The sequence below is a fragment of the Niallia oryzisoli genome, from assembly GCF_036670025.1.
GTDB lineage: Bacteria > Bacillota > Bacilli > Bacillales > Cytobacillaceae > Bacillus_BD > Bacillus_BD oryzisoli.
The window spans coordinates 3,253,288-3,273,681 of record NZ_CP137640.1 but is presented as its reverse complement, the minus strand read 5'-3'; the positions used below and the strand labels follow the sequence as shown (position 1 = coordinate 3,273,681).

23 protein-coding genes and 1 pseudogene are annotated in these 20,394 nt (G+C 35.8%); 14 read left to right on the top strand and 10 right to left on the bottom strand.

Annotated elements, in window-relative coordinates; all coding sequences use genetic code 11:
• The first annotated feature begins 73 nt into the window (after positions 1-73).
• Both R4Z09_RS16465 and R4Z09_RS16460 read left to right on the top strand, forming a co-directional pair.
• Positions 74-409 (top strand): zinc ribbon domain-containing protein YjdM, encoded by a 336-nt coding sequence (locus tag R4Z09_RS16465; RefSeq protein ID WP_338447835.1) that lies wholly within the window; start codon positions 74-76, stop codon positions 407-409.
• 147 nt (positions 410-556) lie between these two features.
• Positions 557-3,766, top strand: a complete 3,210-nt coding sequence (locus R4Z09_RS16460) for an SNF2 helicase associated domain-containing protein (protein ID WP_338453291.1) — start codon at positions 557-559, stop codon at positions 3,764-3,766.
• 109 nt (positions 3,767-3,875) lie between these two features.
• On the opposite strand, the gene R4Z09_RS16455 is transcribed toward R4Z09_RS16460, so the two are convergent.
• A complete protein-coding gene (locus R4Z09_RS16455; protein ID WP_338447834.1) occupies positions 3,876-4,052 on the bottom strand; it encodes a hypothetical protein in 177 nt (58 codons plus the stop codon).
• Positions 4,053-4,229: 177 nt separating this feature from the next.
• On the opposite strand from R4Z09_RS16455, the gene crcB (R4Z09_RS16450) reads away from it, so the two are divergent.
• Positions 4,230-4,616 carry a fluoride efflux transporter CrcB gene (gene crcB / locus R4Z09_RS16450; RefSeq protein ID WP_338447833.1) on the top strand — a complete coding sequence of 129 codons (387 nt, stop codon included), beginning with the start codon at positions 4,230-4,232 and terminating at the stop codon, positions 4,614-4,616.
• Positions 4,613-4,984 carry a fluoride efflux transporter CrcB gene (gene crcB, locus R4Z09_RS16445; protein WP_338447832.1) on the top strand — a complete coding sequence of 124 codons (372 nt, stop codon included), beginning with the start codon at positions 4,613-4,615 and terminating at the stop codon, positions 4,982-4,984. The genes crcB (R4Z09_RS16450) and crcB (R4Z09_RS16445) overlap by 4 nt, the downstream gene beginning before the upstream one ends.
• Positions 4,985-5,208: 224 nt before the next feature.
• Here crcB (R4Z09_RS16445) and R4Z09_RS16440 read toward each other — a convergent pair whose 3' ends face one another.
• From R4Z09_RS16440 to R4Z09_RS16425, 4 genes and pseudogenes are all read right to left on the bottom strand, one after another.
• Positions 5,209-6,330 carry a GGDEF domain-containing protein gene (locus R4Z09_RS16440; RefSeq protein WP_338447831.1) on the bottom strand — a complete coding sequence of 374 codons (1,122 nt, stop codon included), beginning with the start codon at positions 6,328-6,330 and terminating at the stop codon, positions 5,209-5,211.
• Between the two features lie 145 nt (positions 6,331-6,475).
• Complete coding sequence (locus R4Z09_RS16435; RefSeq protein WP_338447830.1) at positions 6,476-6,898, bottom strand: VOC family protein; 423 nt, start codon at positions 6,896-6,898, stop codon at positions 6,476-6,478.
• A 245-nt stretch (positions 6,899-7,143) separates the two neighbouring features.
• Positions 7,144-7,302: a hypothetical protein gene (locus R4Z09_RS16430; protein WP_338447829.1), complete on the bottom strand. Its 159-nt coding sequence runs from the start codon at positions 7,300-7,302 to the stop codon at positions 7,144-7,146.
• A 76-nt stretch (positions 7,303-7,378) separates the two neighbouring features.
• Positions 7,379-8,294: pseudogene (locus tag R4Z09_RS16425) on the bottom strand (SDR family oxidoreductase).
• Positions 8,295-8,863: 569 nt separating this feature from the next.
• Between R4Z09_RS16425 and R4Z09_RS16420 the strand changes: the two are divergent.
• Both R4Z09_RS16420 and R4Z09_RS16415 read left to right on the top strand, forming a co-directional pair.
• Positions 8,864-9,805, top strand: a complete 942-nt coding sequence (locus R4Z09_RS16420; protein WP_338447828.1) for a DMT family transporter — start codon at positions 8,864-8,866, stop codon at positions 9,803-9,805.
• A 38-nt stretch (positions 9,806-9,843) separates the two neighbouring features.
• Positions 9,844-10,350, top strand: coding sequence for a GNAT family N-acetyltransferase (locus tag R4Z09_RS16415; protein WP_338447827.1), 507 nt, complete (start codon positions 9,844-9,846; stop codon positions 10,348-10,350).
• 51 nt (positions 10,351-10,401) lie between these two features.
• Here the strand turns inward: R4Z09_RS16415 and R4Z09_RS16410 are convergent, their stop codons facing one another.
• The gene (locus R4Z09_RS16410; RefSeq protein WP_338447826.1) at positions 10,402-11,226 is read right to left on the bottom strand and encodes an aldo/keto reductase; all 825 of its coding nucleotides are present in this window, start codon (positions 11,224-11,226) and stop codon (positions 10,402-10,404) included.
• A gap of 188 nt (positions 11,227-11,414) precedes the next feature.
• Between R4Z09_RS16410 and corA the strand changes: the two genes are divergently transcribed.
• The 3 genes from corA to R4Z09_RS16395 all read left to right on the top strand — a co-directional run bounded on the left by corA (position 11,415) and on the right by R4Z09_RS16395 (position 13,454).
• Positions 11,415-12,368 (top strand): magnesium/cobalt transporter CorA, encoded by a 954-nt coding sequence (corA, locus tag R4Z09_RS16405; protein ID WP_338447825.1) that lies wholly within the window; start codon positions 11,415-11,417, stop codon positions 12,366-12,368.
• 35 nt (positions 12,369-12,403) lie between these two features.
• The gene (locus tag R4Z09_RS16400) at positions 12,404-12,694 is read left to right on the top strand and encodes an HNH endonuclease (RefSeq protein ID WP_338447824.1); all 291 of its coding nucleotides are present in this window, start codon (positions 12,404-12,406) and stop codon (positions 12,692-12,694) included.
• A gap of 205 nt (positions 12,695-12,899) precedes the next feature.
• Positions 12,900-13,454 carry a hypothetical protein gene (locus R4Z09_RS16395; protein WP_338447823.1) on the top strand — a complete coding sequence of 185 codons (555 nt, stop codon included), beginning with the start codon at positions 12,900-12,902 and terminating at the stop codon, positions 13,452-13,454.
• Positions 13,455-13,548: 94 nt separating this feature from the next.
• Here the strand turns inward: R4Z09_RS16395 and R4Z09_RS16390 are convergent, their stop codons facing one another.
• On the bottom strand, positions 13,549-13,800 hold the full coding sequence (locus R4Z09_RS16390) for a GlsB/YeaQ/YmgE family stress response membrane protein (RefSeq protein ID WP_338447822.1): 252 nt from the start codon (positions 13,798-13,800) through the stop codon (positions 13,549-13,551).
• Between the two features lie 169 nt (positions 13,801-13,969).
• On the opposite strand from R4Z09_RS16390, the gene R4Z09_RS16385 reads away from it, so the two are divergent.
• From R4Z09_RS16385 to msrA, 4 genes are all read left to right on the top strand, one after another.
• Positions 13,970-14,695 carry an ABC transporter ATP-binding protein gene (locus R4Z09_RS16385; protein ID WP_338447821.1) on the top strand — a complete coding sequence of 242 codons (726 nt, stop codon included), beginning with the start codon at positions 13,970-13,972 and terminating at the stop codon, positions 14,693-14,695.
• Positions 14,692-15,753 carry an ABC transporter permease gene (locus R4Z09_RS16380; protein ID WP_338447820.1) on the top strand — a complete coding sequence of 354 codons (1,062 nt, stop codon included), beginning with the start codon at positions 14,692-14,694 and terminating at the stop codon, positions 15,751-15,753. Before R4Z09_RS16385 ends, R4Z09_RS16380 begins: the two co-directional genes overlap by 4 nt.
• Positions 15,754-15,783: 30 nt before the next feature.
• Positions 15,784-16,440, top strand: coding sequence for a TetR/AcrR family transcriptional regulator (locus R4Z09_RS16375; protein ID WP_338447819.1), 657 nt, complete (start codon positions 15,784-15,786; stop codon positions 16,438-16,440).
• Between the two features lie 591 nt (positions 16,441-17,031).
• Complete coding sequence (gene msrA / locus R4Z09_RS16370; RefSeq protein ID WP_338447818.1) at positions 17,032-17,985, top strand: peptide-methionine (S)-S-oxide reductase MsrA; 954 nt, start codon at positions 17,032-17,034, stop codon at positions 17,983-17,985.
• A gap of 64 nt (positions 17,986-18,049) precedes the next feature.
• Here the strand turns inward: msrA and R4Z09_RS16365 are convergent, their stop codons facing one another.
• On the bottom strand, positions 18,050-18,274 hold the full coding sequence (locus tag R4Z09_RS16365) for a hypothetical protein (RefSeq protein WP_338447817.1): 225 nt from the start codon (positions 18,272-18,274) through the stop codon (positions 18,050-18,052).
• A gap of 268 nt (positions 18,275-18,542) precedes the next feature.
• On the opposite strand from R4Z09_RS16365, the gene R4Z09_RS16360 reads away from it, so the two are divergent.
• Positions 18,543-18,947 (top strand): cbb3-type cytochrome c oxidase subunit I, encoded by a 405-nt coding sequence (locus R4Z09_RS16360; protein ID WP_338447816.1) that lies wholly within the window; start codon positions 18,543-18,545, stop codon positions 18,945-18,947.
• Positions 18,948-18,993: 46 nt separating this feature from the next.
• On the opposite strand, the gene R4Z09_RS16355 is transcribed toward R4Z09_RS16360, so the two are convergent.
• Positions 18,994-19,746, bottom strand: coding sequence for a diguanylate cyclase (locus tag R4Z09_RS16355; RefSeq protein ID WP_338447815.1), 753 nt, complete (start codon positions 19,744-19,746; stop codon positions 18,994-18,996).
• Positions 19,747-19,973: 227 nt separating this feature from the next.
• Positions 19,974-20,117: a hypothetical protein gene (locus R4Z09_RS16350; RefSeq protein ID WP_338447814.1), complete on the bottom strand. Its 144-nt coding sequence runs from the start codon at positions 20,115-20,117 to the stop codon at positions 19,974-19,976.
• Positions 20,118-20,394: the final 277 nt, after the last annotated feature.

The following is a 20,394-nucleotide window of genomic DNA, read 5'->3' as shown; positions in this document are numbered from 1 at the left end:
AGGGCAAGGTATAATAGATGAGTCCATGTAAATTTATTTCTTCAAATATTCGAAAGTAATGGAGGAAATCTCGATGTCAAAATTACCTAACTGTCCGGAATGTCATTCAGAATATATATACGAAGATGGAAGCCTGCTTGTTTGTCCGGAGTGCGCTCATGAATGGTCATTGGAAGCAGAAAACAACGAAGAAGAAAAAGTCATTACAGATGTAAATGGAAATGTTTTAAACGATGGTGATACCGTAACAATCATTAAAGACCTGAAAGTAAAGGGATCTTCTTCAACACTAAAGCAGGGGACAAAAGTGAAAAATATCCGTTTAGTCGATGGCGATCATGATATTGATTGCAAAATCGATGGTTTTGGAGCGATGAAATTAAAATCTGAATTTGTAAAAAAAATCTAAATGGAAAAACGTCTATTAAGCTTTAGTCTTAATGACGTTTTTTTGTTTTCTTCAATTATTTATCTTTATTTCAATAATTCCTTTCTAAAATGATATAATATCTTTTTGTAATACTACTTGAATTTCCTCAGGAAGGAGAGGCATATGTTGAATATCCCGTTAAATCAAAAAATCATTAAAGAAATGTGTGGTATGGCCTCCTTCAAGAGAGGAGACCTTTATGTTCGTAACAATAAAGTAACAATTAATGAGTACAGTTCTGAATTTTGCAAGGCTGTTGTAAGCGGAACAGAGGATTTTTATGTAACTATTGAGCGTAATGGCTCAAGCAGCATAAAAGCTTCATGCAGCTGTCCGAAGCTCGCTTCCTTTCAAAAGGACTGTCAGCATATCGCTGCTGTTTTAATCGTTCTTAATAATCATCAACGGGAAGGCACGACGCAACAAACGAAATATGGAAGTCAAACCGATAGAGAAAACAATGAACTGACAGATGGTCTGCTAGCTCTTTTTAATCAAAAACAGGTCCCATCTATTAGAAAAAAACGCCATTTTGAAGATAGAGAAATACTTGACGTGGAGTTTATCTGTAAACCTGTATCTTTTGGCAATGAGCATTGGATGTTTGCGATTCAAGTCAAAGTCGGACAGACAAAAGTCCAAAATATCCGTGAGTTTCTCAAACATGTAAGAGCAGGGAATATATGTATGCTCTCTTATTTTGCAACGTATGATCCAAGTCTTCATTGCTTTCTCATAGAAGATGAGGCTGTATTTCGTCAGCTGTTTCACATTCTTGATGATGAAAAAGCTTATTTGAATACGCTTCAAACAAACAGGGAAGAAGATGACAAAGATTTATTAATGATTTCTCCTGCTTCATGGGAAACCCTTCTTCCTGTTTTGGAGAAAGCACCAAATGTGAAGCTTGAATCTAACGGCAATAGATTAAATCAATTAGCCGTTTCAGAGGAGCCGTTAACGCTCAAGTTCAATTTTGTTGAAGCACCTGGCAAAGGCTTTCAACTGAAGATAGATGGTTTACATAATCTGATTATTTTAACCTCCTACAAGTATGTTTTATCAGCCGGAAAATTAATTCGTTTACCTGAAGAGGATTTTAGGCGTTTGGTTGAATTAACAGACATGCTGGCGTCTACAGGAACAAATCAAATTCCTGTTCCAAGTAAGCAGGTATCGCTTTTTCTCGAAAAAGTAATTCCTGGTTTAAAACGATTAGGTGAGGTCAAGCTGCCGAATAGAATAACGGAAAGTCTTAAAAAGACACAATTAAAAGCCAAGCTTTATTTAGATCGTGTTAACAATCGCCTTTTGGCTGGACTTGAGTTTCATTATGAACAAATAATAATTAATCCATTGGAAAACCGTCCGCTAAAGACGTTTGTCATGAGAGACATTGAAAAGGAGGAACGAATCCTGCAAATCATGGAGGATAGTTCCTTTGCGAGAAATGACAGCGGCTACCTCTTATATAATGAAGAATTGGAGTATGAGTTTTTATACCATGTCCTTCCAAAACTGCAAAAATTAGTGCAAATCTATGCTACAACAGCTGTCCGAAATCGAGTATATAGAGGCAATCCTCGCCCAAAAATAAGAGTGAAAGCCTATAAGGATCGCATGAATTGGCTTGAATTTAAGTTTGATTTGGATGGTATACCTGAAAAGCAAATCAAAGATGTACTTGCTGCATTAGAGGAAAAACGAAAGTATTACCGGCTACGGGATGGCTCACTGTTATCGTTGGAGACAAGGGAGTTTGATGCGCTGAAAAGATTCCTGTACGCTCTTCCAGATGACATTGATTCTGTGGAAGAAGGTTACCACGTAAGTACGATTCAAGGTTTGCGTATGTTAGAAACAGTAGATAATCAAGAGGTATTTACAATCGAAGAATCGTTTCGCAAGTTCTTAGAGGATATTGAGCATCCTGAGAACTTGAGCTTTAAAGTTCCGGAAAATCTGGACCATATTATGCGTGAATATCAAAAACATGGCTACAAATGGATGAAGATGCTCTCGCATTATGGGTTTGGCGGGATTTTAGCGGACAGTATGGGACTGGGAAAAACCTTGCAAAGTATCGCCTTTATTTATTCAGAGCTGACTGAAATTCGTCAAAAGAAAACTCCGGTTCTCATTGTTTGTCCATCCTCATTGACCTATAATTGGTTGAACGAATTGCTGAAATTTACTCCAGACGTGCAGGCCGTTATTATAGATGGTTCGATAAAAGAACGAACCTTAATCATGAAGGAGGCAATGGATCAGGATGTCATCATTACTTCCTATCCATTGCTGCGAAAAGATCAAAAATGGTACGAGGGTCAGCAGTTCCATACGGTTTTTTTCGATGAAGCACAAGCATTTAAGAATCCGACTACACAAACAGCCAGAGTAGTCAAGAAAATCCAGGCTGGCAACCGATTTGCACTTACCGGTACTCCAATAGAAAATTCGCTAGAAGAGCTATGGTCTATTTTCCATGTTGTCTTCCCAGAACTATTCCAGGGCTTGAAGGAATACAGCAATTTGACAAGGGAAAAGATTGCGCGAAGAATCAGGCCATTTTTACTCCGCAGGCTGAAAGAGGATGTCCTTAAAGAGCTACCTGAAAAAACGGAGTCGATTGAAGCAGTAGAATTACTACCGGAGCAAAAAAGGCTGTATGCCGCCTATTTAGCAAAGCTGAAACATGATACCTTAAAGCATTTAGATAGAGAAACGATCCGGAAAAATCGCATTAAAATACTTGCCGGTTTAACACGCCTGCGGCAAATCTGCTGTCATCCGGCCTTGTTTGTAGACGGCTATAAAGGAAAATCTGCAAAATTTGAAAGGCTGCTGCAGCTGCTCGAGGAAGCGAGGCAAGCAGGGAGAAGAGTATTGATATTTTCCCAGTTTACAAAAATGCTTGGCATCATTGGCCGGGAATTAGCGGAAGAGGGAATACCGTTTTTCTATTTAGATGGGCAGACACCAGCAGAAGAACGAGTGGAATTATGCAATCGATTTAATGTTGGAGAACGAGACTTGTTTCTTATCTCTTTAAAAGCAGGCGGGACCGGGTTAAATTTAACAGGTGCTGATACCGTGATCCTGTATGATTTATGGTGGAATCCGGCAGTAGAAGCGCAGGCTGCTGACCGTGCCCATCGCATTGGACAAGAGCAGGCAGTACAGGTGATCAAGCTTGTTGCGCGCGGCTCAATTGAAGAAAAGATGAATGCGCTGCAATCGAAAAAGAAGGATTTAATAGAAACGATTATCGATCCCGGGGAGAATCGAGCATCATCATTAACAGATGAAGATATTCGCGAATTATTAATGATGTAGCAGCAAAATGTCATTCTTGTATCATGTGCTAATTACACATTCGAAAAGGGTACCCGCGTTTTTCTTTCTTCATCATAGGATTCGTATAAAGAAAAAAAGAAGAGTATCATTACTCTTCCTTTTTCGTCATATCTAATTTATCTAGTTTATATGATATTTCTCTTAGAATGACATTACGTTCTTTCTGAGTTTTAATAAAGCTTACTGCTACCCAAATGATAAAGCCAAGAAATCCAAGATAAACAATCATCATTAGGATAAAGGGTATAATAGCAAGTGCTTCCATGCAAGCGACCTCCAATTTGAATGTTTATAAATATTCATTATTTTATGGAAATTATAACATAAGAAATGGAGGATAGGCTGTTTGGATTTCTCATGATGCAATAGGAATGCTTTTGATCTATATAACAAAATAGAATTTGTTTAGTTGGTCGGCATTACTGCCAGAAAGAAGGTTAGCATGAATGTATTATTTGTCATGGTTGGCGGCTTTTTAGGAAGTATAGCCAGATTTAGCCTAGGGGAATGGATTCAATATGGAAATGGCTTTCCATTCGGAACGTTATCCATTAATCTAATCGGCTGTTTTATCCTTGGCTGGTTTCTGACTTATGCAAGCCGCACGGAAAAAGTGAAACTTGAAATCTCGCTTTTGATAGGAACTGGCTTTATCGGTTCATTTACTACTTTCTCAACGTTCTCCGTTGAGACACTGCAATTATTTCAAAATGGTTTTGTCGGACAAGCATTCCTGTACATTTTAGGCTCCATCGTTTTAGGAATTCTTTTAGCTTATTTAGGTTACCGAATGGCGTTATCACGTAAAGATGAGGCGGGAGAAAAATGATTTGGTTAATCGGAATTGGCGGATCACTGGGAAGTGCTGCACGTTTTTTATTAGGCAATTATATTAAAAACCGTTTTCAAAACGTTATCTATTTTCCACTAGGAACATGGATTATTAATATTTCAGGATCTTTATTACTGGGAGTATTGGCCAATCTCCATTTGACAGACAGAATAGGTGAATGGATTTGGTTTCTGTTTGGGATTGGTTTCTGCGGCGCTTATACTACTTTTTCGACCTTTGGATATGAGACCATTACTTTAATAACGTCTAAGAATGGTAAAATTGCGCTGTTTTATGTGATAACATCAGTATTTTTGGGAATATTGTCGGCTGCTATTGGCTTTACAGTGGCAAACTTTGTTTAAGAGAGTTTTTAATTTTCTAATAACATTATGTGCTAAATACACAACAAGATAATATAAATCTCGCCCAATAATTAGTTAAAACCTTTTATCTTTTCGAACGTCCAATACTTAAAAAACGAAAAATCACTACTGTTTATTTGGAAATCTCTTATTCAAAAGAAATGTGCTAGGAAAAAATAGGGTCCAGTAGTTATAAGTTTCAAACTATAACTACTGAACCCTATTTAGTCAATTTCAACACGATTTCTTCCCTTTTTCTTTGCAGTATATAATGCTTTATCTGTTTTAAGGATTAATTCTTCCGGTTTAGAGGCTGTGGTTGGAACCATAGTAGAGACACCTATACTTACAGTAATAAATGAACTAATAGGTGAACTCTCGTGTGGAATCTTCATCACAGATATGGTTGATTGTATTTTACTTGCCATCATTTTGGCTTGGGATAAATCTGTTTCTGGAAGAACGATCGCAAATTCTTCACCGCCAATACGGGCAGCTAATCCAATTGAATTCTCGACGGCAGCTTCTAATATTTTTGCTATTTGTTTTAGACAACCATCTCCGGCTAAATGACCATTGGAATCGTTATATTTTTTATAAAAATCAATATCTACTATGATCATTGAAATGGGTAATGAGCTATCCTTAGCCCGTTCCCATTCAGTGATTAAATAGTGATCGAAATAGCGCCGATTAGCAATATTTGTTAAACCATCACGATTTGAGAAATATTTCATCTCTTGATATGCTTTGTTAAGTTCTTGTTCTGCTATAATCCGTTTTGTAATGTCAGCGACCATACCAATAACGTAAATGGATTGGTTGTCCGGACTTGGAAACAAAGTAGATGTCACTTCTCCCCACATTACTTGACCATCTTTACGAATATAGCGTTTATTTAATTGATAAGAATCAATTTCTCCATTTAACAAAGCTGATAAAAACTTCATATTTTTTTTCGCATCATCTGAATCACTGAAATCATTAAATGTCATCTTACTTAATTCAGCATCACTATACCCAAGCATTTCTTGAAGTTTAGCGTTCGAGTTAACAGGGCGGCCATATTTGTCTATGATGGCGATTCCAATGGGGGCTTTTTCATAGATAGCTTGAAACATTTTCGTGTTTCTTTCCAACTCATCCCTTTGTAAACGAACTTGTTTTTGCGAGCATTTTACTTTATCAAATTGTCTGCCCGCCCACCAAGCAAGTACCAGCATAATAGGCAGTCCCACGAACTCTATTTTTTCAATCACTCGATATTTTGAGTAATAATAATAAATGTAAATTCCATTCGCTATAAAAACAAGAATACAAGCAGTGAAACGGCCTTTGAATTTCATGTTAACCACTCAATCTATATTAATTTATTATTATTTTATTATAAAAAAATAGAAGAATAATATCAAAAGATTAAAATATATAGATTGTGAAAATGATGGGAAAATTAAAATGGCACCATCGTTTAACGATGAAGCCATTTTTGTTTTAGTGTGATTCTGTATAGATTTGGAATGTCACACCAAATTTATCGGTTACAATCCCATAGGAAGGACTGAAATCAGTTTTTTGCAGAGGCATACTCACTTGTCCGCCCACCTGTAATGCTTCAAAAAGCTGTTGGGATTTGTCCGTATCCTTTGTACTTACACATATGGTCACTTGATTTCCCTTTTGATGCGGTTGTCCAGGAAAATTATCAGAAAACATAAGTATGGATTCACCAACTTTGAGTGTTGCATGAGCAATCAGGTCTTTCGTTTCCTCAGGTATTGGAAAATCCGGATTTTGGGGCATATCACCAAATTTTACAATCCCTAAGTTTTCTGCAGTAAATACTTTTTCATAGAATTCAATCGCTTCTTTTGAATTTCCATCCATTACTAAATAGGGAACCAACTGTAATGACATGACGGCTCAACTCCTTCAACATTTATAATTGGATGTGAGGGCCAATCCCCTTTTTCATGTTGTTAAATATCACAATATCTTATTGTAACCAAAAAATCCAATATATTACAATGATTTAATTAGGAATTGTTTAAATACAGAATGGAGAAGGAGATGCTAGTTAAGTATTTGTTATAGAGGTTCGATTTCGATAAACATTAGGAATAAACATTTTAGGGCTGCCTAAATCTCAGGCAGCCTAATGTTTAATGACTAGTTAAATGCTTCATGTAAGACTGCTCTTTAATCGGGACATTTTTTGGCCGTTCTGGATAAGATGCTTTGCCAGAATCGTCCGGACCTGTGAGTGTATTTCTTTGGTCAAGGACTTTCCCTGTATACTCAATAGGATTACGATCTGTCATTTTTTCCACCTCCATTTAATAGGATGGTTGAAAAAATAACTGCAATAACAGGTAAAATTTCCATATCACAAATTGGTTAAGTAAACACCTGACCGCCGTTCACATGTAAGGTTTGACCAGTGACAAACCGTGAATCATCTGAGGCTAGAAAGACAAATGCGGGGGCAACCTCAAATGGCTGTCCTTGGCGGTGCATCGGATTACCAGCTAAAGGTACTTGATCTGCAGAAAAACTTGATGGAATAAGAGGTGTCCAAATTCGACCTGGTGCGATGGCATTCACTCTAATTCCTTTACTAACTAAGTTTTTGGCTAAAGCTCGGGTAAAACCAACGTTAGCAGCTTTTGTAGCAGTATAATCGATTAATTGATCATTTCCATCGAAGGCCACAACAGATGCCGTATTGATAATCGAACTGACTGCATTTAAGTACTTTAGTGCAGCGCGAGTCGTATAAAAATGGGAATAAATATTAACTTTAAAGGTATTATCAAATTGCTCATCTGTAATATCCAATAGACTCAACTGTTGAAATTGGATCCAACATGGTTACAAAGAATATCGAGTTCCCCAAAGGTCTCAATCGTCTTCTCAACAATATTCACACATTGTTGTTTTTCTCTTAAATCTCCTGGCAATAACAGACATTGTCTGCCAAGCTCTTCAATTCTAGTTTTTGTCCGAACGGCATCTTCGTGTTCGTCAAGGTAAGAAATGGAAACATTTGCTCCTTCTTTAGCAAATGCTATAGCACCGCAGCGCCCATACCGCTGTCACCGCCTGAGATAAGTGCAACTTTTCCTTTTAACTTCCCGCTTCCTTTATAATGGGGATTTTCGATAATTGGCCTTGGTACCATTAAACGTTCGATCCCGGGCTGTCTATATTGGCGTTGTTCTGGAACGGTTATGGCAATATCCTTATATCGCGTTATTTTCCCATAATTGGGATATAACGGATAGGGATTCGTTTCCGAATTATCATTAGTCATATTCCTTAGTCCTCCAATGGCAAAATGAACTTTAGGTTACTGTATGAGTGTCAGCTGCCCATCGTGCCTGGTTACAAAATGGAGGGAGATACAAGCTCAATATCTGCTTTTATAATATGATAAAGAAAAAAAGGATAGCAGGAGGATTTCTCATGCATGATTATTATTACAACCCAGAAGTTAAATTTTTATTGAGAAATCAATCGGATGAGAAAAAGCAAATGTTCTATGCTGATTCCCAAATATTTTGGGTTCCAATTATAGGAGTGAGACCTCCTTATTATTTCCATCCAAGGTATGAACAATATTATCCTGTAATCTAGTGAGGTTCGTTTACATTTTATAGCTTAATTTTTCATAATGAACAAAGCAATTTTTTCTTGCAAAATGGTATATTTAAACATGGACTACAGCTTTATCCAAGATGTTCAATGGATAAAGCTTTTTTATTTTCTAGTTGGACTTTGTTTATCATTTATTAAATCTTTATTAAAATATTTAAGTCACAGAAAATAATTTATTGATATAATATCATTTATGAATAATAGCCATAGTAATGGAGGGTACATATGGAAAACAATAAAGTGCGTGGTGAGCTCCTTCTTTCTATTACTGCGCTAATTTGGGGTACTTCTTTTGTAGCCCAGCGTGTAGGCATGGATTATATTGGACCATTTACATTTACTGCAACCAGATTCTTAATCGGAACTCTGTCATTAATCCCCGTCATATTAATAATGAACAGGTTAAATAACAAGCAGCAAAATAATAGGCCGACAGGAACAAAAAAAGACTTGCTCGTTGGCGGTTTAGCCTGCGGAGTTGCCTTGTTCTTTGGGATATCCTTTCAACAGGCCGGTTTAGTGTACACAACAGCTGGAAAAGCGGGATTCATTACGGCATTATATATTGTATTAGTACCGCTATTAGGACTTTTTATACATAAGAAAGTAAGTAAAAATGTATGGATAGGTGTAGCCTTGGCGGTTGTAGGGCTTTATTTATTATGTATTACAGAAGGATTTTCGATTTCAAAAGGTGATGTCATTGTCTTATGCGGCACTGTATTTTGGGCTATTCACATATTGGTCGTTGATTATTTTGCTCCAAAAGTTGATGGATTAAAAATGTCTTTCATTCAATTTTTTGTAGCGGGTATACTGTCTTTCGTAATGGCTTTATTTGCAGAAACAATTGAATTATCCTCTATTTTAGACAGTGCGGGCCCTATTCTTTATACCGGAATTGTTGTTGTTGGGATAGCATATACGTTTCAAATCTTGGGCCAAAGAGGGACAAATCCCACTGTTGCTGCCATTATTTTAAGTATGGAATCGGTTTTTGCCGTCATTTCAGGCATGATTTTACTGGGAGAGAGTATGTCACTTAAAGAAATGATCGGCTGTATCATAATGTTTACAGCTGTGATCATTGCTCAACTTCCTGCAAAAAAGGAAACAGAGAAAAGAAAATCAGGTTCGAATTTAAATAAAGAAATAATGAAGATTTGAAAGATACGAATGAAATTTTATAATTGGGAGAGAGTTTAATGATTAGAAAAGGCAGAAACGAAGATATACCTGCTATTATGAAGTTGGTTAAGGACACAGTACAAATAATGAAGGAAGAAAAGAGTGATCAATGGGATGAAAAGTATCCGACGGTTACTATTTTTGAAAATGACGCGAAAAATGAGTCTTTATATGTTTATGAAGAAAATGGTAAAGTATTTGGATCCATTACCGTTGATACCAACCTTCCAAATGAATACCATGACATTTCTTGGAGAAAAAAGACATCAGCCTATACCTTCCATCGGCTTGTGATAAGTGCTGCTGCGAGAAAAAAAGGAATGGCATCAAGCCTAATTGCTTATGCAGAGAAAATAGCCTTACAAAACAATGTACCATATATGAAAATCGATACTTATTCATTAAATAAAAAAGCTCAGGCATTATTTGAGAAATGTGGATATGTAAAGGCAGGGGAAATGGCTTTTCACGGAAAAGAAAATCCGTTTTATTGTTATGATAAAATTCTCACTGATCAAGCTTGATAGGTAGAAAAGAAGCGATGTCGTTATCGCTTCTTTTCTATATTCGGAAGTTTATCTTATATTAAAATCATTTGGTTCTGGACCCTTGCGGCGGTTCCGGTTAAGCTTGTTTATTTCTTCTATTTCCTTTGGGGATAATTCAAACTCAAACACTTGGAAGTTTTCTTCAATGCGTGTTGGGGTGACAGATTTCGGAATCACGATTGTATTATTTTGCAAATGCCATCTAAGGATTGTCTGAGCCGGCGATTTCCCATGTGTTTCTGCGATCTTTTTAATAACAGGGTCCTGTAATGCTTCGCCGCCTTGATCAAGCGGACTCCAAGCCTCCACAAAAATATCATGTGATTGACAAAATTCCTTCATTTCTCTTTGGGAAAGATACGGATGGCATTCAATTTGATTTAATACCAGTTTGACTTCACATTCATTTAAAATACGTTCGAGATGATCGATGTTAAAATTACACACCCCAATCGCTTTCACGCGCCCATCCTTGTATAGCTTTCCTAATGCTTTGTATGTATCAACGTACTGATCAAATTGAGGTGTCGGCCAATGAATGAGATAGAGGTCAACATAGTCTAATCCCAATCTTTCCAAACTGTTTTCATAGGCACGAATGGTATTATCAAAGCCTTGATCAGTGTTCCAAACCTTTGTTGTAATAAAAAGTTCTTCACGAGGAACAGAGGATTCATGAATCGCCTTTCCTACTCCTTTTTCGTTTTCATAAATCATTGCAGTATCAATGGATCGGTATCCGACTTCAAGAGCCTTCGCAACAGCAAAAGCTGCTTGATCATCTGGAACCTGCCATACCCCAAAGCCTAACTGCGGCATTTTCAAACCATTATTCAAAGTCACAAAATCCATCGTTTAAATCTCCTTTGTTGTTCTAGATAGAATGAAGCATGATCTTCTATAGAATACCGTTAAGAACCTTTAATTTCAATTTTGGATAGAATTAGCTGAAATCGTAAAAGCTAAACTTTTGTAAATGATATTCTCTAGAAAGGATATTGAACGAGATATCTGTAAAACCAAATGAGGGTGTGCACTTGATGATTAGAATGGTTGGAATTACATTCGAAAACGAATTAGAAACGTTTCATTCCATTAACCATGTGGATTTTACTAAATATAAATGGTACTGGGTTGATTTTAATGAGCCTGGGCAAGAAGATATTGAGCACTTAACAAAGACATTCCGATTTCATCCACTCGCCGTCGAAGATTGTATCCATCGGCCACAGCGTCCCAAATTGGATTATTATGATGATTACACTTTTTTCGTCACTCATACAGTAAAGGAAGAGGCTATGGAAATCTTCAGAGAAGAGTTGAATTTTTTCATTGGCAATCATTATATTGTTACTTTCCATCGAGAGCCTGTTTTGGAAGTGAATCCAGTATGGGAGCGATTGTTAAATAGGAATAATATTGAGCAATGGGACCCATTTTATGTGTTTTACGATATTTTAGACAAGATTGTGGATAACTACTTTCCACTTATGTACAAAATAGAGGATGAATTAGACAAAATCGAAACAAATACAAATAATAAATCAATGGATCATTTAATGAGTGAGCTGTTTGAAACAAGGCATATGTTATTGAATTTACGTCATTCGATTAACCCGATGCGGGACTTGCTTTACCGGATGTTAAATTCCCATCATTTACAAGGAGTAAGGGATCGATGGGAGTATTTTTCCGATATCTATGACCATTTATTAAAATTATCGGATATGGTTATGTCAAGCAGGGAATTGACAGCAGATATTCGTGACAGTTACCTTTCATTGAATTCACACCAGACCAATAATGTGATGAAAGTCTTGACGATTATTACGTCTATTTTTGCGCCTTTGACCTTTATTGCCGGAATCTATGGTATGAACTTTGAACACATGCCTGAATTGACCTGGAAATATGGTTATTTATTAGCTTTAGGCATTATGGTTATCGTAGGTGTGCTGCTATATCTTTGGTTTAAAAGAAAGGGGTGGTTTTAGCAATTTCTCTTAAAACTATTTCAAGGAGTGAAATGATGGCTATTTGTGAACTATGTGGACGCAGCGGTGTAGAAACAACAGTCCATCATTTATTGCCAAAAGAAATGGGAGGTACCTTTGGTGAAACAGCAAATCTATGTATTCCGTGTCACAAACAAATTCATGCATTATACAGCAATAATGAAATTGCGGCAAGGCTCACATCAATCCAAAAATTAAGAGAAGATGAAAAGCTTACCTCGTTTATTAAGTGGCTTCGAAAACAACCTCCAACCAAAATAATGAAGATTAAAAAATCCAATGAACGTAAGCGGAAAAAGAAGTAATAGACTTTACACCTGCTATAATTGAAGAGAATGGGAATTCACTTAAAGCTTGAGAACCTGATTCAAGCTTTTTTTGTAGGCAAATGAGGGCAATAAAGTTTCAGTATTCGGAAAAACAAAATAAACTAAATTTATAAATTATTTCGATATTACTTTTGAAAATTTGATATAATTATAGCAACATGATGAAAAGGAGGCTAGGATCGTGAAAAAGAGGATTCAATTACTGTTGATCAGCATCTTCATTTTAATTATAACAGCCTGTAGTTATCCGACTATGAACGAGGCCATTCCGTATAAGGTAAATCAAATAATACATACTGAGAAAATGGAAGAAATTTCGATTGTTCTATATGATACAATTGCGGAAATAGAGGAATTTACTGATCAAACCAAACCTGTTTTAGGAGTTGCCTTTTTAAAAGGTGATCAAGAGGATGGTTGGGATAATGTTGGCCCAAACGGATGGAAGCATAAAGATAATGACCAACTTACCATTTATAAAGAGCACTTCAAAGACTATGATAAAGAAGGCAACATCATAGCAGATATTTCCATTATCTATGGTGAAATACATAATCCAGAAATTAAAAAAATAGAAACGCTGGCAATTGGTGAAACAGATCATTATAACGAAGCAAAAATTATTGAAAAAGACAAAAAGCGATACTACTTAACAATTGGTGAGAAAAGCAGCATAAAGGCCTTATCAGCAAATGGTGATATTCTTTATCAGGAGGATTGGGTAATAGAGGAATAACATTGTAATAGAATGATAGATTAAAAGGAGACGCCATGTCTCCTTTTTTCTTTGGAAAGAAATTCATTCATTATGGGAAAACATGAAGATAAAGTTAAAAAATTTCACTGACAAGTCCAACAATGACGACAACGATAACCGCACCAATCAGTGCAGGGATTAAGTAAAAGCCTTCAATCGCGGGCCCCCATGCGCCGAATAAACCATGTCCGATCCATGCTCCAATGAATCCGGCAATAATTGAACCAAACACACCCCCGGGCATATCAAAAGGGACAAGTTTTTCCGCAACATAGCCAATCATCAGCGAAATAATGATAGAAATGATAAATGCTGTAACACTCATTTGCAAAACTCCTTTCTTATCATCTTATGCACGACAGTAAGTAATGGTATGGGGAATTTTTATCGATAAATGTAAGTAATTACTCACATTTTTATAATTGACAAAAGAAAAGATTACCATAATAATAAAATAAGTAATTACTCACTTTTCTTTTCTGGGAGGGTTAGAGATGAGTGTCAGTATTGAAATAGAAAACATAAGTAAAAGCTTTGGTAAGAAACAGGTGTTAAACGGGATCCACTTATCGATTGAAGAGGGGAATTTATATGGATTCATTGGTCCCTCAGGTGCTGGAAAGACAACATTAGTCAAGATGATTGTCGGTATGGATAAGCCTGATTCCGGATCCATAAAGGTATTAAATAAACAAATGCCAAACCTTGAAATTCTTAAAGATATTGGATATATGGCACAATCCGATGCGTTATATACAACATTGACAGGAAAGGAAAACCTTACCTTTTTTGCCTCACTTTACAAATTGAACAAAGCAGAAATGAAGTACCGAATTTCATATGCAGCCGGCTTAGTTAACCTGACTGACGAACTTAATAAGAAAGTATCCGCTTATTCCGGGGGGATGAAGCGTCGATTATCACTCGCGATTGCCTTAATCCAAAACCCCAAAATTCTTATATTGGATGAACCAACGGTTGGGATTGATCCAGAACTAAAAATAGGTATATGGAATGAATTATTACGTTTGAAAAACGAAGAAGGAAAAACGATTATTGTGACAACGCATGTAATGGAAGAAGCGCAAAAGTGTGATTATATTGCAATGGTGAGAGATGGTCGTATCTTAACGAGAGGGACACCTGACGAATTAAAGACCTTATATCATGCCAGTACATTTGATGAGGTATTTCTACATGCAGGGAGGATGGAAACATGAGAACGATGGCCTTAGTTAAAAGAATTTGTCTGGAGATGTTCCGTGATAAACGAACACTGGCATTATTATTTGTTGCTCCTTTGCTAATTTTAAGTCTGATGTATTTATTATTTAATGGGGACACAGTTGAACCAAAACTAGGGGTAGTAAATGTAGAACAGGGTCTAGTAGATCAATTAGAGGATGCAAATCTCAAGATTAGCGAATATCAAGAAGTAAGTAACGTGGAAGATAAGATTGTGGATGAGGATCTTGATGGTATACTGCAGAAAGAGAATGGACAATTTACCTTAACGCTTCGAAATAGTGATCCTAGTGTAGCGAAAACATTGCAAATGAAAGTCAGTCAAAATCTTGCATCTTTTGCTCAATCTGTCTTCATGAATCAAAGCGTTGCAAATACTAGCTCGCCAGAAGTAAATATTGAAACAAATTACGTATATGGAAGCAGTGATACCGTGTTTTTTGACGTTCTAAGCCCGATATTAATTGGTTTCTTTGTTTTCTTTTTTGTATTTCTGATTTCAGGAATTGGGTTATTAAAGGAACGAACAACAGGTACTTTGGAACGAATTTTATCAACTCCAATCCGACGGGGAGAAATTGTCTCAGCCTACTTAATTGGTTTTGGAATGTTTGCAGTCATTCAAACGGTGATAGTTGTATTTTATTCAATCCTCGTATTAGATATTATCCTTGTGGGCTCCATTTGGAATGTCATCCTGATTAATTTATTGTTAGCTTTAGTTGCTCTATCTTTAGGTATACTTTTATCATCGTTTGCAGCAACTGAATTTCAAATGGTGCAGTTTATTCCCATCGCGATTATACCGCAAATATTCTTTTCTGGAATTCTGCCGCTTGAAGGGATGGCAGATTGGCTGCAATGGATTGGAAAGTTCATGCCGTTATACTATGCAGCTGATGCACTAAAGGGTGTGATGTATATGGGACTAGGATTAGGAGATATTACATTTGATTTATTAGCTTTAGTTGTTTTTGCGTTCATTTTTATCATACTAAATATATTCGCTTTGAAACGATATCGAACGTTATAGAAAAGCTTGTGAAAAATTGAGGTGGAGTAAGTGTCTAAGAAAAGTCTTTTGGATGAAATGATAGCACAAACGACATTATCGAAGAAAAAGACCGATAAACAGCAAAAAATAGCGGAAACAGCTGTTAAAATGTTTGCCGAAAAGGGATATGCAAACACTTCAACAAGTGAAATCGCAAAGGAAGCAGGCGTGGCAGAAGGAACGATATTTCGCCATTATGGAACAAAGGATAACTTATTGCTTGCGGTTATTCTACCTTTCATAAAAGAGTCCTTGCCATCGATGGCTGAGAATGTTTTCAAAGAGGTCTATTCTGAAGACAAAAGCTTTGAGGAGTTTCTAAGAGCATTCATAAAAAATCGCCGGTCTTTTATCTCCCAAAATCAGGAGCTATTTAAAGTGATTGTCAAAGAGCTATTATATAGTGACGAATTAAAAGAGGAATTGCTTCCATTCTTTTCTGAAATTGTTTTAAACCGTTTCTTAATGATGATTAATCATTATAAAAGCAGAGGAGAAATAGTGGAGCTTCCTAGTGAGAAAATATTAAAATTGATGTTTACAGTCATTGTCGGCTATTTTGTATCTGATTTTGTGTTAACACCAAAACCTTCCGCGTACCATCCTGAAGAAGACATTGAGAATGTAGTGAGGTTTATTATGAACGGAATTAGAAAGGAGTCCTAAATCAATTATTGAGGAGAGCATGAACAAATGCTCTCCTTTATTATATCAATGAGAATAGGTAATACTTATAGAATACTCAACTTATGTCATGGATGGCTTTCTTAGTAAGTTATTTAATCTCGATATTGAATTACTTAGCATGAACGCCACTTTAAGGATGAAGAAAAAAATAGTTGGAAATAAGCGAAAGAGAATATTCAAAGTATATCCCTCCACATTGAATTTTTAGTGTTTACTTCAACACTACTCTTATTATTTGCTACGAATGAAAATTCAATCACTGGAATATGAATGTCGGAAATAGAAAAAAACGCCAAAACTGGCGTTAGATTTTTTGCTATTTTAGGGAATTCTTCTGTGAGTTTTCATTTATTAGATTTCTGACATCTTGTATCATTTCATCAAATGTTTGATTTACTGAATTCATGATGGAATCTTGGGGAGAATTTTGATTCGAAATATCGGAATTATCTTTTTTCAACCTATTCACCTCCACTAGTTAGGATGTGTAAAGTGTTGAAAAATATTACGCTACGTGACATCAATTTTTTTATAGCAATATTTGATAAATGAGAAAAGGAGCAAGGATAAATGACCCAATATGAATTAGCGACATTTGCCGGCGGCTGTTTTTGGTGTATGGTCGAACCGTTTGACCAACAACCTGGAATTAAAGAGGTGATTTCAGGTTATACAGGCGGTCAAAAGGAAAGTCCTACATACGAGGAAGTATGTTCAGATACAACAGGACATTACGAAGCCGTTCAAATTACGTTTGATCCAAAAATCTTTCCATATCAAAAATTACTCCAATTATTTTGGCGGCAAATCGATCCCACTGACACAGGAGGACAATTTAATGACCGCGGATCTTCTTATAGGACAGCGATCTTTTATCATAATGAAGAACAACGAAAGCTTGCAGAAGCGTCTAAAGAAGAGCTAATAAAAAGCGGACGGTTTGAGAAGCCTGTAGTAACCGAATTACTGCCGGCAAAAACTTTTTATCGCGCAGAGGAAAAGCATCAACATTATTATAAAAAGATCCCTTTTCACTACAATTTATATAAAGAGGGATCGGGGCGGGCGAAATTTATTCGTGAACACTGGAAAAAGAGAAAAAGTGATGAACAATTGCGTCAGGAGCTGACACAGATCCAATATGAGGTCACAAGGAATAACGCAACAGAGCCTCCATTTCAAAATGAGTTTTGGAATCATACAGAAGAGGGGATTTATGTTGACATTATTTCAGGGGAACCTTTATTTAGTTCGCTGGATAAATATGATGCAGGCTGCGGTTGGCCCAGCTTTACAAAGCCATTGCGTAGAAATGAACTGGAGGAAAGGTTTGATACCTCTCATGGTTTACGCCGCATAGAGGTTCGAACGAAAACATCTGATTCGCACTTAGGACATGTATTTGATGATGGTCCTCAACCATACGGCTCGCGTTATTGCATTAACTCGGCAGCACTTCGCTTCGTTCCGAAAGAAAAGCTGGAAGAGGAAGGCTATGGTGAATTTAGACATTTGTTTCTATAGAATCCTTTAGGGAAAAAGACACACTTCTCCGTTACTACGGGGAAGTGTGTTGACATTTTTCTAATTAGTAAGTATATAAATAACTTTCAACAAAATTACATACATCATTCGTATTTAATGTATTTTTCTTCAATTCCTTTTCAGCTTCCTTGATATAAGGAAAAAATTGTCGATTATTTTTAAGTTCTTTGATGGAAATTTCTCCGCTGACTAATTGTAAGGCTGCGTCTTGTATCTCTTTATTTTCTGCTTGATATAGAAGAAAAGCTAGACAACTAATTCGATCCATTTCATTTCCACCTTTCCGAAACATTTGTTCCTGTTAATGCTTAATTAGTTCTACAAGATCATCACAAAATCCTCCCATCTTTTTGGAAAAAATGTTCATTATTATCTGAATATGTCTAATTAACTGCTCAAAAGGTAAAAATAGGATAAAAGTATTAATAATATGTAAATTTATTTGTAAATATTGATTAAAACTATTAACACTATGAATAAAGTAGTATATTATAAAAAATGTTCAAAATAGAAATAGTATGAAAAGGAGAGAAATAATGGGAGTACGTTTTTTGAAAATTGCAGCTGTATACTTTTTGATAGCTGTAGCACTTGGACTTGTGATGGGAATCATTCATAACTTTTCGTTTACCTCTGTCCATGCACATTTAAATTTATTAGGTTGGGTTTCAATGGCTATTTTTGGACTTATTTACTGCGTTTTTCCAAAGGCTGGAGAAACAAAACTAGCAAAGGCACATTTTTGGTTACATAATATTGGTTTACCATTGATGCAGGGGATTTTATTTGTCCAATTAATTACAGGTAATCAAGCACTTGTAGTTGGAACAATTATTGGCTCATTGTTGGTTGTATTAGGAGTAGTATTATTTGTTATTAATGTGCTTGCTCAGGTTAAAACAAGCAATTCTATTTTTTCAAATAAAGATATTTCTATGTAATTGAACAACAAAAAGGTGCTGTCATGGGACAGCCCTTTTTGTTGACTTATTTATCTTCAATTGAAATCGTACAAACCTTATTCCTGCCTGTATTTTTTCCTATATATAAATCCGAATCAGCTTGTTTAACAAGCTGATCAGGATTGTGGGTTGTTTCCATTAACGTTGCTGCACCGATGGAAATGGTGAGACAGATACTTTTGCCATCAGGCAGGATAAAAGGGTGATGTTCTATGCATGAACGAATTCGTTCGCCTATGTCTAAAGCTAGTTCGTTTGAACAATTAAAAAGGAGAACAGAGAATTCCTCACCACCCATTCGAGAAATAATATCAAATGAGCGGGTACAGGTAGATAATAAAAGCCAAACGAAAGGGTAATGATGCTGAACAGATACATATAGATCCATTTTTTTTAGTTCTGTAAGCTTTAATGTCGAAATGAATATAGAAAAAATTCCAATTAAAACCATATTCAAAAGTGAAATGAGAAGTGATTCCAGCGAACTAGTAATAAAAACAAATCTGCTTAAGCAGATAATCAAAACGGATATGGCTATCGAAAGTGGTCCTCCATAAAGTGCTGACATTAAAATGCCAATATGTCTAAAATCCATAATAATCGTAGGAGTCAATCGAATCGTAAAAAGCATCAGGAGTGATCCTAAAATCCCAGAGAAAGTACCAAAAATGATTTTTTTCGAAAAACTATTGAATGTGAGGCTGCTTCTAACAAAGCTTCCACCAATAAATAAAAAGGTAATGACAATACATACATGAACAAATAAATCTTTTACCATCGTTTTACCTCTATTTCAATAATATAAACAATATATTTTAACTACATCTCAAAAATCATGGATATGACTTTTATCACAGTCAGTTTATACTACGAGGGAAATTCAAATAAATCATTTAATAAATAGTCAATAATAATATTATGTAAACAAATAATGATATTGAACCTAGCGTCATAGTGGAGAAAGACGACCTTATTTATTATAACTGCTAGGTTTTTACTACTTTTTTACAACATCTGTATTTCATTTTCCTTAACCAACACCACTTTTCTTGGTGATTTCTCACTTCTTATTTCGTAGCATCCATTTTTATAATCATATAAGATGATATAAACATCTCCCGCGAATAGAACTTTGTCATTAATTGCCATATTAAGTCCTCCATTCGATTATATAAGTAATGATAGATTAATCTAATTTTAGGGAAAATTCTTTTTCTTTGTAATATTATCTTACATGAAAAATGTAAGAAGTGAAGATGATTATTGTATATTTATTGTAAAAATTAAATAAAATAAGTCGCTTTTTGTAGAAAAATGCGTTTAAAGATGTCAGTCAGCATCAAAAGATAGAATGGGACATTTTGTTTTTTGATGCTGACTGACATCTTACATAGAATCGGCAGGATACTCGCAAAATAATAAAGAT

What these genes read in the sequence shown, in the direction of transcription:
- R4Z09_RS16465 (WP_338447835.1), top strand. Translation starts at nt 74, where the DNA reads ATGTCAAAATTACCTAACTGTCCGGAATGTCATTCAGAATATATATAC.
- R4Z09_RS16455 (WP_338447834.1), bottom strand. Translation starts at nt 4,052, where the DNA reads ATGGAAGCACTTGCTATTATACCCTTTATCCTAATGATGATTGTTTAT.
- crcB (WP_338447833.1), top strand. Translation starts at nt 4,230, where the DNA reads ATGAATGTATTATTTGTCATGGTTGGCGGCTTTTTAGGAAGTATAGCC.
- crcB (WP_338447832.1), top strand. Translation starts at nt 4,613, where the DNA reads ATGATTTGGTTAATCGGAATTGGCGGATCACTGGGAAGTGCTGCACGT.
- R4Z09_RS16440 (WP_338447831.1), bottom strand. Translation starts at nt 6,330, where the DNA reads ATGAAATTCAAAGGCCGTTTCACTGCTTGTATTCTTGTTTTTATAGCG.
- R4Z09_RS16435 (WP_338447830.1), bottom strand. Translation starts at nt 6,898, where the DNA reads ATGTCATTACAGTTGGTTCCCTATTTAGTAATGGATGGAAATTCAAAA.
- R4Z09_RS16430 (WP_338447829.1), bottom strand. Translation starts at nt 7,302, where the DNA reads ATGACAGATCGTAATCCTATTGAGTATACAGGGAAAGTCCTTGACCAA.
- R4Z09_RS16420 (WP_338447828.1), top strand. Translation starts at nt 8,864, where the DNA reads ATGGAAAACAATAAAGTGCGTGGTGAGCTCCTTCTTTCTATTACTGCG.
- R4Z09_RS16415 (WP_338447827.1), top strand. Translation starts at nt 9,844, where the DNA reads ATGATTAGAAAAGGCAGAAACGAAGATATACCTGCTATTATGAAGTTG.
- R4Z09_RS16410 (WP_338447826.1), bottom strand. Translation starts at nt 11,226, where the DNA reads ATGGATTTTGTGACTTTGAATAATGGTTTGAAAATGCCGCAGTTAGGC.
- corA (WP_338447825.1), top strand. Translation starts at nt 11,415, where the DNA reads ATGATTAGAATGGTTGGAATTACATTCGAAAACGAATTAGAAACGTTT.
- R4Z09_RS16400 (WP_338447824.1), top strand. Translation starts at nt 12,404, where the DNA reads ATGGCTATTTGTGAACTATGTGGACGCAGCGGTGTAGAAACAACAGTC.
- R4Z09_RS16390 (WP_338447822.1), bottom strand. Translation starts at nt 13,800, where the DNA reads ATGAGTGTTACAGCATTTATCATTTCTATCATTATTTCGCTGATGATT.
- R4Z09_RS16385 (WP_338447821.1), top strand. Translation starts at nt 13,970, where the DNA reads ATGAGTGTCAGTATTGAAATAGAAAACATAAGTAAAAGCTTTGGTAAG.
- R4Z09_RS16380 (WP_338447820.1), top strand. Translation starts at nt 14,692, where the DNA reads ATGAGAACGATGGCCTTAGTTAAAAGAATTTGTCTGGAGATGTTCCGT.
- msrA (WP_338447818.1), top strand. Translation starts at nt 17,032, where the DNA reads ATGACCCAATATGAATTAGCGACATTTGCCGGCGGCTGTTTTTGGTGT.
- R4Z09_RS16365 (WP_338447817.1), bottom strand. Translation starts at nt 18,274, where the DNA reads ATGGATCGAATTAGTTGTCTAGCTTTTCTTCTATATCAAGCAGAAAAT.
- R4Z09_RS16360 (WP_338447816.1), top strand. Translation starts at nt 18,543, where the DNA reads ATGGGAGTACGTTTTTTGAAAATTGCAGCTGTATACTTTTTGATAGCT.
- R4Z09_RS16355 (WP_338447815.1), bottom strand. Translation starts at nt 19,746, where the DNA reads ATGGTAAAAGATTTATTTGTTCATGTATGTATTGTCATTACCTTTTTA.
- R4Z09_RS16350 (WP_338447814.1), bottom strand. Translation starts at nt 20,117, where the DNA reads ATGGCAATTAATGACAAAGTTCTATTCGCGGGAGATGTTTATATCATC.